The organism is Spongiactinospora sp. 9N601, assembly GCF_044326295.1.
Lineage (GTDB): Bacteria > Actinomycetota > Actinomycetes > Streptosporangiales > Streptosporangiaceae > Spongiactinospora > Spongiactinospora gelatinilytica.
In genome coordinates this window covers 407,877-423,439 of sequence record NZ_JBIRBB010000004.1, presented here as the reverse complement: position 1 = coordinate 423,439, position 15,563 = coordinate 407,877, and the positions used below count along the sequence as shown (strand labels likewise).

The following is a 15,563-nucleotide window of genomic DNA, read 5'->3' as shown; positions in this document are numbered from 1 at the left end:
GTCACACCATGTCTATCGCATTGGACGTGCCCGACGGTTCATGATCACCGACAGTGGGTTCCACATCCTTCTGGTATCCGCGGGACTGTATGGCGAATAGGCGCGCGTACATCCCCTCTCGCTCCACCAGCTCGTCGTGCGTGCCCACTTCGGCCACCCTTCCATCGGCCAGGACCGCCGTGCAGTGTGCGCCACGCAGCGCCCCCAGCCGGTGTGAAATCAGCAGGCTGGTCTGCGTGCCACGATATTCTCGTAGCGCTCGATGGATCTCATCCTCGGCTTCGGCGTCCAATCCCGAGCTGGGCTCATCGAGAATGAGAAGCTCTGCCTTGTCGCGCACAAAACTCCTTGCCAGCGCGAGCCGCTGCCACTGTCCACCCGAGAGATAGACCCCGGTGCTCTGTTCCTGGTCGTCGGCAAGATAGATGCGGCTCAGCAGGGTGTGATATCCGTTCGACAGCTGCTCCAGGTGCTCGTGAACACCGGCAAGGCGAGCGGCGGCCGTCAGGCGATCTTCGCGCCCCAGAGCGGCGAGGTCTCCCAGCGCGATGTTCTCGGCAGCGCTCAGGTCATAGCACATATAATCCTGGAAGACGGCGCCGATCTTCGCCCGGAAGACCTCCGGATCGAACTCCCGGATATCAACGCCATCCCACAGAATCTGGCCGCGCACCGGATCGTAGAATCTGCACAGCAGTTTGATCAGGGTCGACTTGCCAGCGCCGTTATGCCCTACCAGCGCGACCGATTCGCCGCGCGGAATGAAAAGATCAACGCCTCTCAAGATCCACGGCTGATCACTGCCGTAGCGAAACCAGACGTCACGAAACTCTATCCCATGCATCAGCACAGGGACGCTTGTCGGCGAATCGCGCACGGGTAGGTCTGACGGCATTCTGATGATCTCGAAGTAATGGTCGAGCACCAACAGCGCCTCGTGGATACGGGCCGTGCTCTGCACCATGCTTCGGATGGACCCCTGAGCTCCGACCATCGCCGCCGACAACATGGCGATGTCGCCGATCGTTATACGCCCGTCGATCGCGGCCGTCGCGGCCCAGGCGATCCCGGCCCCATTGGCCAATGCCGTGGCCAGGGCCAGCCCTCCCTGAGTGCGTAGCACCTTCAGGTCCAATGACGCGTTGACCTTGTTGATCTGCCGCAGCTCGGTCAGCATTCTCCCTTTGAAGAAGCCACCGAGATCGAAGATCCGGATCTCCTTCGCCGCCTGAAGGTCACGGAGCACGTTCGCATAGAACAGTTCGCGCCGCTCCGCGGGTCCGATCGACCAGGCGAGGTTCGCTCGCCGGCGGCTCAGCTTGAACTCGGCCACGAGGGTAGGTAGCGCCGCCGCAGCGATGATGCCCGCCAGTACCGGGCTCAGCGTGATCAGCGTAATGGAGAAACCAGAGAGTGTAATCGCTCCCTGAAAGGCTCCGAGGAGCCCCAAAACGATCTGCCCTGGGCTCTCTCGACCACTCCTTTGGGCAATCGACAGCTTGTTGTGGAAGGCCGGGTCCTCCAGGCGCCCGAGCCCGACAAACTTTGACACACTACCGAACAGTTGATCGTTTACCTCCAGCCGGACCTTTCTATTCATTTCCTTGCCGGAATACAGGATCACCTGTGGCACGACCGCGCTTATCACCGCTGCTGCTACCAGAGACAGCAGCAACGGGAGCAGCTCTGGCAGATATGCGCCATCCGACCCTATTTCGTCGATGATAAGCTTGAGCAGCCAGGCCGAGGCCACCGGCGCGACGCCTACCACAAGGGTGGAAAGCACCTGGATCGTCGTAGACCAAGGAGCTCGCCGGACTACTATTTTTATCGCGGACAGTGTGGTCCGGTGGTTCGCAGAAGGCATCTGGTGGTCACTTCTGCACTGTCAACAGAAGGTCGTCCAGGCGGCCGGATGACATCGTGATGGTTCCGTCCGGGCCGATGATTCCGAAAGCCGGAAATCCGTTTACGGAGAACGCCTCGATGACGGGCCCGTCCGGGCGTGTCAGGACGACTTGGGCGACTTCGTTGAGCCGCGCCACCTCGTTGTCGTCGCTCTTACTGCTGGCGACCACGGCGATAACGTGATCCCGGCCACCCGGAAACTCCTGCGCTCGCACCAAAAACCCCGGCAGCGCTTCTGCACAGGGTTTACAGGAGGGGGCCATGAAGGCCACCAGTGCGGGCAGCTTCATGGATTCGCGGCTGACCACCCTGCCATCAAGCGTGTCAGCGGTGAAGCTCTGGGGCTCGGTACCGTTCGGCACCATGGTTTCCCTGATGGGCGGGGCGGCCACAAGGCGTTCGTTGAGGATCCGGGTGTGCTCGCGTAGTCTTCGTAAGAGCCCGAGGGTGAAAGTGAGATTGATCAGGCAGATCATGCCCAGGATGATCAGCACGGCATAGGTCGAGACCATCGCGCTCTCCCCATTCAAATGTGTTCTAGAACTCTATCGGCTTTGCAGGGCGAAGAGATCGACAATAGCGTCGTAGTTGATCAGCAGGACGGCGGAAATTGTGCCCGCGCCACCTGCGAGGATCACACCTGGGAGTTCGACGTCATAAGATGGCACCACCATGGCGAAGGTGGCGCCTGCGGCGGCGGTCAAGAACAACAGCGCGTTCCGGACCACATGCCGGATTCCCAGATTGTCGGCATCTCCACCAAAACACCTGCACGGAACGGACACTTTGGTCCGGATGCTGACCAGAATAACGACCATAAAGGCGCCAGCGAGAAGAAGCGTAAGGCCGAACAGCGCGGCCCGGATCACAGCTGAACCATCCGATCGGGCAAAGGTAAGGATGGGCAACAGCCCGACCGCGAACTCCAGTACGATCGTCGTCGTGGCGGTGAGCTTTACCGTACCGGCAGGCACGAAGCGGATGAGCTTCACCGACTCAACGAATGCTCGATAGGATGACTTACGGCTCGACTTCCCCAGCGCTGCGGCAAGGAACACGAGACCCACGGTCAGCGCACAGGAGATCTCGATGTAGTAAGACAATTATGACCACTCCCGCCTGAGCACATCGCCCTCTCCGGAAGAAGATAATGGGAGGCCATATAAGGCTCCATATAAATTAAGATATAGGGCCGTTCGATATGGAGGATCCGGCGTCATCTGCCGTTAGGATCCGTTGCTGGACATCTCGCAGTGCCCTGCCGGGCTCGATTCCAGCGATATCGATCAAGGAGTTGCGTGCCAGGCTGTATGCCCCGAGTGCCTCAGCTCGCCGACCGGCCAGGTGCAAAGCGAGCATCAGCTTGGCCCAGAGCTCCTCGTTCAGGGGATACCGGGCGGTCATCAGCCGAAGCTCGCTGATGGCTTCGCTGTACCGACCCAATGAAACCAGGATGTCCATACGACGTTGCACGGCGCTGAGGTAGCGTTCGTTCAGCCAGGCGATGTCCGCGTCCACGAGCCGGCCTGCATCGATTCCCTCAAGTGGACGCCCGTGCCACAGACTCAATGCCCGGTCGAGCTCCTGTTGTGCCCCGTGCAGGTCACGATCGGCCAGAAGGCGGTCTGCCAGGCCGATCAGCTCCTCGAATTTAAGGAGGTCTAGTTGGCTTGCATTCAGGTCTAACAAGTAGCTCCCCGGCACCGTTTCGATGGTGCAGCCGCCTCGGCCCTGCAATCGGGCCATTAGCTGTCGAATATGATAGGCGTAGCTTCGCAGGTTCTGGCGGGCTGATTCAGGCGGCCTATCCCACAAGTAATCGATCAGAAAGTCCAGGTTGACCGGCCGGCCGGCACGCAAGAGTAGGGCCGACATGAAGAGAGCGGTCTTACCGTTTCTCAACGTAACAGAGTCCCCGGCGGTTTCGATGGCCAGCTCCCCCAATACACGGAATTTCATAATTCCCCGGTGGTTGGTAGCCAAGAGCGCCTTGTAGATCCTTGACTTCGCAGCCGGCCGCTTGGACCGGGCCGGACACAGCTCCATGGTAACGGCTCACTATTGATACCGTTGGTCACAAAGTGTAGGCCTATAGCTTGAAAAGGGGCGATCATGTTGTCGCCGTTTGACTATAAGGATCCGATTTTCACCTGTCAAGGCACCGGAAGTGCAAGCGGCTTTCCGGCACGGTTTGCAAACGAGCAGTACACACATAGTCATTCGATCTTTTTCGGATTCTCCTAAACATGGGTTCAGGGCGGACCATTCTACTTTCGAAGGAAATACGGGGTTGAGGAGTTCTGCGGCGGTAGCGACAGTTGACCTCCGCCTTTCATATGTTCCAGGTGGCTTGCTGCGGCTCGGCCCAGAGTCGATTCCGTGGTTGTGGTCAGCCTGGTGGCCCGGCGGTGCGCCGGATGGGCGGGTTCCACCGGCCCCTGAGTGTCCTTCCTGCGTCGCCGGAGCGGCTCCTTGCGGTGCGGCCGTGGCCGGAAGATCTGCATCCAGGTGAGGAGGACCGCGTCGCGGTGAATCATGCCAGGACATCAGCGAGTTCGTCGCCAGGGATCTCAGGGTGCATGCGGCCCGCCTCGAACGCCTCCGACCGCTCGCCGCGCGTGAGGGCGAGCGTCTCCGGTCCCGAGCCAGAAGGCGGGTGCGAACCCGTGCCGGGGGCGGCGAGGTGGACGAGAAGGTGTCCCAGTCGGCGGAGGGGCCGATCCCACATTTGCTGAACGGGGAGACCGCTCCAGTGTTCCACGGTTAAAGTCCCCATTATCAACGGGGGATTCTACGTGCGTCGGCGCTCTGGGACGGGAGCGGGCTGTGGATCGACATCTGGACGCGGTACTCGCCGAGTTGGTGATCAGGAACAGGCTGCGCAGGGGGAAGATCCGATATACCCGTAAGGGCGGCCCGCTGGTGCTCCAGGTGGAAGCCGATGGCGAACGTACCCGGAGGTGGCTCGCGACGTTTTATAAGACCTACCACGGCATCGTGCCGATCAATGAGCCCGAGGCGGCCACGGAGGAAATGCGTGATCCGCCCGATCTGGATGCGGAGGTCGCGGAGGAGCTGCTGAACATCGCGCACGGGTGCGGGGTCGGGGGGCGTCCGCCGTACCGGCTTCCGATCGTGTTCCCCCGGTTCGCCGCCGCGTACACGATGCTCGTCGCGTGGAAGGACGGCGGCGGGCATCAGGCCCGGCGGGACCCGGGGCTGGTGACGGAGGTCAACAAGGCGGTCAGGGACGCGCGGCGGACCAGGCTGCCCGAGCTGCGCAGGCGGATCGGGCAGTTGATCGACGATCCGAACGTGCGAATGCAGCAGGGCGGCCTGGTCGGCCTGGTCATCGCCGTGATCAGCATCTGCCGGCTTCCGGCGTCGTGGCCGCTGCGCTGGTTCCGGAAGAAGGGGTTTCCGCAGTCGCCGCGTACCACGCAGGCGCTGATCGGCGAGTTGCGGCGGTTGCGGGCCCGGGCGCGGCAAGCGGCAGCGGAGGTGGATGAGAAGAACATGATGTTGGTCGATGCCCTGCTGGCGGACATCGACGCGCATTACGGGATCTTCCGCCACCTCAACCGGGTGCGCCGCCCGATCATCCTGCTCCAGGACGTCGATCTCGTCCCGGCGCGGCGGGCGATCAGGGACGCCCTGCTCGCCGCCTTCGACGGCAGGGCGCGCGGCCTCCGCGTCCATCCCGTCGTCATCTGCACCTCCGCCCCGGACGCGGCCCCGGCGGGCAAGGGCGCCAACCGGCCGGTGGACTCCGCGCGGCTGGCCACCGAGATCCCGAAACTCTTCGCGGACCGCGAGCAGGCCGGAGAGCAGCGCAAACACGGCGGGGAAGAGCCGCTGCGCAGCCGCCTGCTCCCGGTACGCCCCGCCCCCGCCCCTGCCCCCTCCGCTGATTCGCCGCCACGCCTGCACGGGCCGGGGCCGGTCACCGTGATCGTGACGGTCCTGATCGTCCTCGCGCTCGCCACCGGCGGGGTGGTCTTCGCCAGGAGAATCCTGCTGAGCTGCGGGGAGGGCCTGCACAAAGAGGGCGGCGAATGCATCGGGGTCTCCGACGGCAGCGGCGTTTTCATGCCCGAATTCGACGGCATGCAGAAGATCTTCGCGGCCATCGAGAAGGAGAACACCCGGATCTCGTCCATGAGCCATGCGACGGTCGCCCTGATGATCCCGCTGGAATCCACCAACCCCGCCGTGCAGCGGCAGATCCTCAGCGAAGTACAGGGAGCCCATATCGCGCAACTCCAGGCCAACCGCGAGGACGGCGCGAAACCCGCCATCCGCCTCGCCCTCGCCAATCCCGGCCATGGCTATGCGCACTGGGAAAGAATCGTGGACGACGTCCTCGGGCAGCCGAATCTGCGGGTCGTGGCCGGGTTCAACCTCAGCCTGGGCCCTACGAAGGCCGCGATGAAGCACATCACCAATGTGGCCGGTCTTCCGGTCGTCGCCGGCCTGGTCACCTCCGACGACCTCGCCAATCCGGAGACGCAGGATACGACCGGCCATCCGTTCCCCGGCCTGGCGCGTGTGGTGTCGGCCGCCAGAGAACAGGCCGACGCGCTGCTCACCTTCGATCCCGAACTGGCGGGCGCGGAGACCGCGCTGGTCGCGGACGTACGTCCGGGTGACGACTACAACGAGTCGCTGCGCGAGGCGTTCACCTCGGCGCGCGACAACAGGCCGGGCACCGGCGTGCAGGACATGACGTTCAAGTCTGACGGAATCGAGGCGGTCGGCACGGTCCCGAACCGATTCGAGCACCTGGCGCTGAATCTGTGCGAATCCAACGCGCGGTACGTCTATTTCGCCGGGCGGGCGCTTCACCTGAAGCTGTTCGTCACCCAGCTCGCCGACACCTACTGCGCCAGAAAGAAGTCCTACACCGTGGTCACGGGGTCGGACGCCACGACGCTCGACAGCCGCCTGAGCGACCGGGAACGCCGGTTACTGCGCGGCGATCCGGGAAGCGGTAAGCCTGCGGTCCACATCGAGTACGCCTCCCCGGCCCACCCCGATTCCTGGGAGCGTGAAGTGGCCGAATGGTCGCGGCGAAACCCCGGAACCAAAGAGCCGCCGCCCCGCCACCTCACCGAGCCCCGGGAGGCCCTGAAGAAACTGCGGGCGGACATCGCCGCCGCAGGAATCGGCCCGGTGGCCCTTGATGACGGCCGGACCATCATCACCCATGATGTGATCCTGACCGCCAGGAACGCGCTCACCAAGGCCGTGGCGCTCAGCAAGTCGGAAGTCCCGGCAGTGGAGCATGTCAAAGAGGTCATGTCCACGCTGAATTCGAGCTTCCGCATTCAGGGGGCGAGCGGCTGGATCTGCCTGACCAGCGCGGGCAACCCGTACAACAAGGCCCTCGCGGTCGTCCATCTCGACCCGGCCTCGGAAAAACTGGCCCTCAAGGGCATCGCCTGGCCCGAGGGCGGCCCCCCGAAGAACAACTGCGTCATCCCCCAGATCACCCCTTGATGGGCGTTTCCTTCTAGGTACGGCCGGCCCTGCGGAATGCGGTAGAGCTGGCCGGTCTGTGGTTCGGGGGACGGCAGGCTGGGGTGGTGGAATCGAACGGATTCCTACCTTGGGACTGTCCTGCACCCGGCTTCCGGTCTGAAAGACGCGCCGATATCCGCAGTCCTGGAAACACCCCCTTCGGTGGCCCGCCGCCGCCTGCACCGCCCGCTTTTGTTCGCGGGGCTGATCGCCCTGGTCACCTGGCGGGCACTACGCGGCCAGCCCTGCTCCACACGACGGCCAGATCTTGATCGCCCTGGCCGTACTCGTGATCGCCACGGCGGCGGCGGGCTGGGCGGTCCTCGCCACAGGCAGCGGGACGGGAAGAACACCGGGCGCTTCACTCGAAGCCCTGACCGACGCGCCCGGGACGGAGGCTGCGCCGGATATCACGGGTGCATTGCAGCCCGAGATGAACAAGCGGCATAGCGGCCGGTGGCGTAGCAGGCTGGAAGGGTGCCGTCACCGCCCATCCCTGGCCAGGAAACCGAGCGGGCCTCACCGCGCCGCCCGAGCGCACGTCGGCGGATGCTGCGCGTGCTGGCCGGGCTCGTGGTCGCGGGGTTGGGGCTGGGCGGGCTGGTGTGGTTCGTGAACCATCCCCCCGAGCCCGATGATTCGACGCTGAGCAACCTGAACCAGTTGTCCGGCGTGCTGAGCGGGGTGATCGCGCTGGCCGGGTTGTGGGTGGCGATCATGACGCTACGCCGTACCCCGCCGCTGCCCGATGCGCGACCGGAAGACCCGGCCCTCACACCCGAAGCGATACGGCCAGTGCCGGGCTGGCCGCTGGCCGAGGTGCGCGACCCGTTCCACTTCGGCCTGGAAGTACACCACGCCATCGACTCCCCGTTACCTGACGCGTCCCCGCTTCCGGTGTACGTCCGGCGGGCGCATGACGAGGCCCTGAGTGAGGTCGTCGGGCGTGCAGCCGAGGGGGTCAGCGGCATCGCGGTACTGGTCGGCGGATCATCAACCGGTAAGACCCGCGCCTGCTGGGAAGCCCTGGAGGTACTTCGAGGCCAGGACCGACCATGGCGGCTGTGGCATCCGATCGACCCGACCCGCCCCGATGCCGCGCTCGCCGAGCTGGCCGACATCGCGCCGTACACGGTGGTGTGGCTGAACGAGGCCCAGTTCTACCTCGCACCGGACAAGCTCGGCGAGCAGGTCGCCGCGGGACTACGGGAGCTGATGCGCGATGAACGCAGGCGTCCGGTGCTGGTACTGGCCACCTTGTGGCCCGGCGAATGGGACATCCTGACGACCCGCCCGGCCGGTGGACGGGACTCCCATGCCCAGGCGCGGGAACTGCTGGACGGCCACAACATCAGGGTGCCGGACGCGTTCATCGCCGCCGACCTGAGCGTGTTGGCCGATCAGACCGCCGCCGATCCCCGCCTGACCGAGGCCGCCGAGCGTGCCGAAGACGGCCGGATCACCCAGTACCTGGCCGGCGTGCCGGTCCTTCTCGACCGCTACGAACAAGCCCCACCCGCCACCAAGGCACTGATCCATGCCGCGATGGACGCCCGCCGCCTGGGGGCCGGGCCCTACCTGCCGCAGGCGCTGCTGGCCCAGGCCGCCCCGGGCTATCTCACCGACACCGAGTGGGGCCACATCGGCGAGGACGAGGACTGGCTGCGACAGGCGCTGGACTACGCCACCACCCCGTGCAACGGCATCCCCGGCATCCTGACCCCTGTCAGACCACGCATCCATCACGATCAGCGGGTGAGGGCGGCCAGCGGGCCGATGTACCGGCTGGCCGACTATCTCGACCAGTACGGCCGCCGCCACCGCGCTGGTCAGATCCCGCCAATCGAGTTCTGGGACGCGGCCATAGCTCACGCCCACCCTGATGGCCTGGCACTACTCGGCTATTCCGCCAGGACCCGTGGCCTGTACCGCACCGCTGCCCAACTGCTCAAGATCGCCACTACCAACGGCGACCCCACCGCCGCCACTGTGCTTGTCCACCACCTACACACCCTGCACCCCGGCGATCACCGCCCTGCGCGCTGGGCCGTCACATACGCCGCCCTGGCCGATCCGTACGCGGTGACCAGGCTGCTGGCCGAATTGCGGGAGGTCGGCGCCGACGACCAGGTTGCCGCACTGCTTGCCCGTGACCCCGCCACACACGTCACCCTCGACAACCGCACGTGGGCGGTGACCGAGCTGTTGAACAAGTTGCGAGAGGTCAGGGCCCACGACCAGCTCGCCGCACTGGCCGAACGCGCCATCGCCCATGTCGCTCTAGATGACCCATACGCGGTGACCAGGCTGCTGGCCGAACTGCGGGAGGTCGGAGCCGACGAGCAGTTCGCTACACTGGCCGAACGCGCCATCGCCCATGTCGCTCTAGATGACCCATACGCGGTGACCAAACTGCTGGGCGAATTGCGGAGGGTCGGAGCCGACGACCAGGTCACCGCACTGGCGGAGCACGCCGCCGCCCATATCGCTCTAGATAACCTATACGCGGTGACCAGGCTGCTGGCCGAACTGCGGAAGATCGGCGCCGACGACCAACTCGCCGCACTGCTCGCCCGTGACCCCGCCACACACGTCACCCTCGACAACCCATGGGCGGTGGCCGAACTGCTGGCCGAACTGCGGAAGATCGGCGCCGACGACCAACTCGCCGCACTGCTCGCCCGTGACCCCGCCACACACGTCACCCTCGGCGGCCTGCCGGACGGGGTGACCAGGCTGCTGGCCGAACTGCGGGAGGTCGGAGCCGACGAGCAGCTCGCCGCCCTGGCCGAACGCGCCGCCGCACACACAGCCCTAGATCTGACCGGGCTGCTGTATTGGTTGCGGGAAGCCAGAGCCGACGACAAGCTCGCCGCCCTGGCCAAACGCGCCGCCGCACACACAGCTCTACATGACCCGGGCTTGGTGGCCGAGCTGCTGGACAGGTTGCGGAAGGTGGGGGCCGACGACCAGGTCACCGCACTGCTCGCCCGTGACCCCGCCACACACGTCACCCTCGACAACCCATGGGCGGTGGCCAAGCTGCTGGACGAGTTGCTAGAGGCCGGGGCCGACGACCAACTCACCGCACTCGCGAAACGCGCCACCACGCACGTCGCCCTCGACGACCCGTGGGCGGTGGCCGAGTTGCTGGACAGGTTGCGGAAGGTGGGGGCCGACGACCAGGTCACCGCACTGCTCGCCCGTGACCCCGCCACACACGTCACCCTCGACGACCCGTGGGCGGTGGCCGAGTTGCTGGACGAGTTGCGGAAGGCCGGGGCCGACGACCAGGTCACCGCACTGCTCGCCCGTGACCCCGCCACACACATCACCCTCGACGACCCGGAGGACGTGATCGACCTGTTGGACAAGTTGCGAGAGGTCGAGGCCCACGACCAACTCGCCGCCCTGGCCGAACGCGCCGCCACGCACGTCGCCCTGGACAACCTGAATGTAGTGACCGACCTGCTGGACAAGTTGCGAAAGGAGGAGGCCCACGACCAGCTCGTCACACTGGCCAAACGCGCCGCCACGCACGTCGCCTTGGACGACCTGAGAGTAGTGATCGAGCTGTTGTATTGGTTGCGGAAGGCCGGAGCCGACGACCAACTCGCCGCACTGGCCGAGCGCACCGCCGCACACACAGCCCTAAATGACCCGGGCTCGATGGCCGAGCTGCTGAATAGATTCCGGGAGGCCGGAGCCGACGAGCAGGTCACCGCACTCGCCGAGCACGCCACCGCCCATGTCGCTCTAGATGACTCGTACGCGGTGGCCAGACTGCTGGGCGAATTGCGGAAGGCCGGGGCCGACGACCAACTCGCCGCACTCGCCGAACGCGCCGCCACGCACGTCGCCCTGGATGGCCGGTACGCGGTGGCCGGGTTGCTGGGCGAGTTGCGGAAGGCCGGGGCCAACGAGCAGGTCACCACGCTGGTCGGGCGGCTTCCTGGCGCAGGACTCTTTGAGGAGTTCTTGGAGGCCGTTGATCGTCGCGAACGGTTCAAGTTCGGGAGGGAACCCGATGGGAGTGCCGCGCCGCCCTGGGGGTGGGATGACCTGGGGTGATCGCGAGCGGGGCCTTGATTCTGATCGCCGGGGCTTCGCGGCGATCGCCAGCGGCGCAAGGCCCCCCGGGAGCCGACCGATGCCGGGCATGGGTACGTGGCCCCATGTCGCTGCGCCGACCGGCCTCGGAGGCGGAGGCCGTGGCTTCGGTTGGTTACATGCCGGCGATGAGTTTGTCCACCCGTTCGTCGACGCTGCGGAAGGGGTCCTTGCACAGCACCGTGCGCTGGGCCTGGTCGTTGAGTTTGAGGTGGACCCAGTCGACGGTGAAGTCGCGGCGCTTTTCCTGGGCCTTGCGGATGAACTCGCCGCGTAGCCGGGCGCGGGTGGTCTGGGGTGGTACGGACTTGGCCTCGAAAGTGCGGATGTCGGAGGTGACGCGTTCTACCGAGCCGCGGCGTTGGAGCAGGTAGAACAGGCCGCGCCTGCGGTGGACGTCGTGGTAGGCGAGGTCGAGTTGGGCGACCCGGGGGGAGGACAGCGGGAGGTCGTACTTGTTGCGGTAGCGCTCGATGAGCTGGTACTTGGTCACCCAGTCGATCTCCCGTGACACCAGGTCCAGGTCGCCGGTGTCGACGGCGCGCAGGGTGCGCTCCCATAGTTCCAGCACTCGGTGGGTGATCTCGTCGCCGCCGCGCTGGTCAACGAAGTCCTTGGCCTTGCCCAGGTACTCCCGCTGGATGTCCAGCGAGGACGCCTCGCGCCCGTTGGCCAGCCGGACCCGCCGTCGTCCGGTCATGTCATGCGAGACCTCGCGGATCGCCCGGATCGGATTTTCCAGCGACAGGTCGCGCATCACGATCCCGGCCTCCACCATGCGCAGCACCAGATCGGTGGCACCGACCTTGAGCAGCATCGTGGTCTCGCTCATGTTGGAGTCGCCGACGATGACGTGCAGGCGGCGGAACCGCTCGGCGTCGCCGTGCGGCTCGTCGCGGGTGTTGATGATGGGCCGGGAGCGGGTCGTCGCCGACGACACGCCCTCCCAGATGTGCTCGGCCCGCTGCGAGACGCAGTAGACCGCTCCGCGCGGGGTCTGTAGCACCTTGCCCGCGCCGCAGATGATCTGACGGGTCACCAGGAACGGGATCAGTATGTCGGCCAGCCGCCCGAACTCCCCCTGCCGGCTCACGCAGTAGTTCTCGTGACAGCCGTAGGAGTTGCCGGCCGAGTCGGTGTTGTTCTTGAACAGGTAGATGTCGCCCGCGATGCCTTCTTCGCGCAGCCGCTTCTCGGCGTCGACGAGCAGCCCTTCCAGGATGCGCTCGCCGGCCTTGTCGTGGGTGACCAGGTCCACGACGTTGTCACACTCGGGGGTGGCGTACTCGGGATGGCTGCCCACGTCCAGGTACAGGCGGGCGCCGTTGCGCAGGAACACGTTGCTGGACCGGCCCCACGACACGACCCGCCGGAACAGGTAGCGCGCGACCTCGTCGGGTGACAGCCTGCGCTGACCCCGGAAGGTGCATGTGACGCCGTACTCGTTTTCCAGGCCGAAGATGCGTCGATCCACTACCTCACACTAGTCTCCCCAGGCCGACAACGGGAAAGATCTTGATTTGCGGCGTGCCCGCGACGGCGAGCGACCAACGCTTCGCTTATGCGGCATAGATACAGGTCAGACGTTAAATGGCAGGGTTGCCGCAGAATTTTTGCACGGCTCTGAGCTGGGCGTATGTCGGGCGGCTGATGCGGGCGGCGGAAACAAGACTGTTGTTCGGGGATTTTCCACAGCATGGTTGTCGGCGTTCCCCAAAACACGTCGACAGGAGTTTCGTCATGGCCGAGAACGTCCCGCTGCATCTCGCGGGCAACAATGCGCCGGTCGCGGAGGAGGTGACGCTGGAGCCCGCCAAGGTGGTGGGTGAGATCCCCGCCGAGTTGTCGGGGCAGTTCTTCCGGAACGGGCCGAACCCGCGTACCGGCTGGTCGCCGCACTCCTTCGCCGGGGACGGCATGATCCACACGGTCGCGCTGGACGGCGGGCGGGCGCGGTGGTACCGCAACCGGTACGTACGCACGCCGCTGTACGAGAACCCCGGCGTATCACGCTTCGCGCTCGCGTTCGACCCCGAGACGGGCCGGATCGACTACCGGGTGACCACCGCCAACACGCACCTCATCGCCCACGCCGGCAGGTTGTTCGCGCTGGAGGAGGGCGGCTTCCCGTACGAGGTGACGCCCGACCTGGCCACCATCGGGGCGTACACCTTTGACGGGGCGCTGCGCACGCCGATGACCGCGCACCCCAAGACCTGCCCGATCACCGGTGAGCTGCTGTTCTTCGGGTACCGGCTGCGCCCGCCGTACCTGACGTACTACCGCGCCGACCCCGCCGGGAAGGTGGTGCAGACGCGGGTGATCGACGTGCCACGGGCCACGATGATGCACGACTTCGCCGTCACCCGCGATCACGTGATCTTCCTGGACCTGCCGGTCGTCTTCGACGCGGCCCAGGCCGCCGCCGGTGGGCCGCCGTGGCGGTGGGACGACGCCCACCAGGCCAGGTTCGGAGTGCTGCCGCGCACGGCCGGCGACGACGCGCCCGTACGCTGGTACGACATCGCGCCGTGCTACGTCTGGCACACCATGAACGCCTTCGAGGACCCCGCCACCGGCACGATCACGGTCACCGGCACCCGGGTGCCGTCGCTGTGGCGCGGCGGTCCCGAGGATGTCGGCGGCGGCCTGCCCACCTTGTACCGCTGGACCCTGGACCCGCGCACCGGCACGGTCGCGGAGGCCCCCATCGACGACGCGCCCAGCGAGTTCCCGCGCGTCGCCGACGGCGCGATCGGGCTGCCGCACCGATACGGCTACACGGCCAGTTTCGCGCTGGAGGCCGAGCCGGAGCGGTCGGAGATCTACGCCTACGACCTGGCCGACGGCGGGGTGCGGGCGGTACACCGCTTTCCGGCCGGGCACACCTGCGGTGAGGCGGTGTTCGTGGCGGCGGACACGGCGACCGCGGAGAACGACGGCTACCTGATGACCTTCGTCCACGACCGGGCCACCGACCGCAGCTACCTCGCCATCCTGAACGCCGCCGACCCGGCCGCGCCGCCGCTGGCCGAGGTACATGTCCCGGTCCGTGTCCCGGCGGGCTTCCACGGCAACTGGATACCGGCCTGAACCCGATCAAATGCCTTCTCAAGTTGTAACCTGATCAATGACGGTCCGGTGTCAACTCGCGATACTTAGGGGTTTCCAGTGACGGCTCTCGCGGACTCGATCGAATCGGTTGAGCAGCTCGCTTCCGGCTGGCTGCCCATTGTGCTCGACCGTAATCCGGACGCGGATGTGCGCGACCTTCCCGGCATCTCCGTACGCTGGGCCGACTCCCCATTTCCTTTCTGGAACACCGTCGCGTTGACAGATATCGGCGCGGACCCCGAGCTGACCCGGCGGCGGCTGAACCAGGCCGCCGAGATCATGCGTGCCAAGGAGCGCCCGGGGTCCCTGCTGGTCTTCGAGGACCTTCTGGACGGCGACGCGCGTACCGCCCTGCCGATCATCGCCGGGCAGGCGGGCCTGGAGCTGTCGTCGTCCGGCGTCGGCATGGCCGGGGACCTGTTCCCCATCCCCGAGCCCGCCCACCCCGACCTCACGTTCGTACGCGTGAGCACCGGCGAGCACGTCGAAGCCTATGGTGATCTCAACGCGCGCGCCCACGGGTTCCCGGAGGAGGCGGGGCGGGCGGGGTTCACCGGTTCCAAGTTGTGGACGAGTGAGATCCGGGCCTACCTGGGTTTGCGCGACGGAGTGCCGGTGACCTGCGCCGGTACGGTGGAAGCGGACGGCCGGTTGTTCGTCGTGGCCGTCGCCACCGACCCCGAGTGGCAGCGCAGGGGCTACGCCGAGGCCGTCACCCGCAAGGCCCTGTACGAGGGAGGCCAGGCCACCGGCCTGACCCGCGCCACCCTGCACGCCACCGCCGCCGGAGCACCCGTTTACACGCGCATCGGCTTCAGGCCGAATTCGCCGATCGGGTTTTACAGCCTGAAGGGCTAGCATTCTGGACATCAGCCGTTAAAGGCATGATCGAGGGCCTTCCATATAAGCCT

9 protein-coding genes are annotated in these 15,563 nt (G+C 66.0%); 4 read left to right on the top strand and 5 right to left on the bottom strand.

Features of this window, described 5'->3' with window-relative positions; all coding sequences use genetic code 11:
* Nucleotide 1: 1 nt before the first annotated feature.
* The 4 genes from ACH34R_RS11750 to ACH34R_RS11735 form a co-directional block, all read right to left on the bottom strand.
* A complete protein-coding gene (locus ACH34R_RS11750) occupies nt 2-1,786 on the bottom strand; it encodes an ABC transporter ATP-binding protein (protein ID WP_397561390.1) in 1,785 nt (594 codons plus the stop codon).
* An 88-nt stretch (nt 1,787-1,874) separates the two neighbouring features.
* On the bottom strand, nt 1,875-2,420 hold the full coding sequence (locus ACH34R_RS11745; RefSeq protein WP_397561389.1) for a TlpA family protein disulfide reductase: 546 nt from the start codon (nt 2,418-2,420) through the stop codon (nt 1,875-1,877).
* A 33-nt stretch (nt 2,421-2,453) separates the two neighbouring features.
* A complete protein-coding gene (locus tag ACH34R_RS11740) occupies nt 2,454-3,011 on the bottom strand; it encodes a MauE/DoxX family redox-associated membrane protein (RefSeq protein WP_397561388.1) in 558 nt (185 codons plus the stop codon).
* Between the two features lie 76 nt (nt 3,012-3,087).
* The gene (locus ACH34R_RS11735) at nt 3,088-3,891 is read right to left on the bottom strand and encodes a BTAD domain-containing putative transcriptional regulator (protein WP_397561387.1); all 804 of its coding nucleotides are present in this window, start codon (nt 3,889-3,891) and stop codon (nt 3,088-3,090) included.
* A gap of 843 nt (nt 3,892-4,734) precedes the next feature.
* Between ACH34R_RS11735 and ACH34R_RS11730 the strand changes: the two genes are divergently transcribed.
* Nucleotides 4,735-7,407 (top strand): hypothetical protein, encoded by a 2,673-nt coding sequence (locus ACH34R_RS11730; RefSeq protein WP_397561386.1) that lies wholly within the window; start codon nt 4,735-4,737, stop codon nt 7,405-7,407.
* A gap of 498 nt (nt 7,408-7,905) precedes the next feature.
* Nucleotides 7,906-11,499: a hypothetical protein gene (locus ACH34R_RS11725; RefSeq protein ID WP_397561385.1), complete on the top strand. Its 3,594-nt coding sequence runs from the start codon at nt 7,906-7,908 to the stop codon at nt 11,497-11,499.
* Nucleotides 11,500-11,653: 154 nt separating this feature from the next.
* Here ACH34R_RS11725 and pafA read toward each other — a convergent pair whose 3' ends face one another.
* On the bottom strand, nt 11,654-13,012 hold the full coding sequence (gene pafA, locus ACH34R_RS11720) for a Pup--protein ligase (protein WP_111170417.1): 1,359 nt from the start codon (nt 13,010-13,012) through the stop codon (nt 11,654-11,656).
* 266 nt (nt 13,013-13,278) lie between these two features.
* Between pafA and ACH34R_RS11715 the strand changes: the two genes are divergently transcribed.
* Together ACH34R_RS11715 and ACH34R_RS11710 are read left to right on the top strand one after the other, a co-directional pair.
* A complete protein-coding gene (locus tag ACH34R_RS11715) occupies nt 13,279-14,631 on the top strand; it encodes a carotenoid oxygenase family protein (RefSeq protein WP_397561384.1) in 1,353 nt (450 codons plus the stop codon).
* A 78-nt stretch (nt 14,632-14,709) separates the two neighbouring features.
* Complete coding sequence (locus ACH34R_RS11710; protein ID WP_397561383.1) at nt 14,710-15,510, top strand: GNAT family N-acetyltransferase; 801 nt, start codon at nt 14,710-14,712, stop codon at nt 15,508-15,510.
* Nucleotides 15,511-15,563: the final 53 nt, after the last annotated feature.

Excerpts from the sequence above, each read along its gene's own strand:
- ACH34R_RS11745 (WP_397561389.1), bottom strand. The coding sequence starts at position 2,420 with ATGGTCTCGACCTATGCCGTGCTGATCATCCTGGGCATGATCTGCCTG.
- ACH34R_RS11715 (WP_397561384.1), top strand. The coding sequence starts at position 13,279 with ATGGCCGAGAACGTCCCGCTGCATCTCGCGGGCAACAATGCGCCGGTC.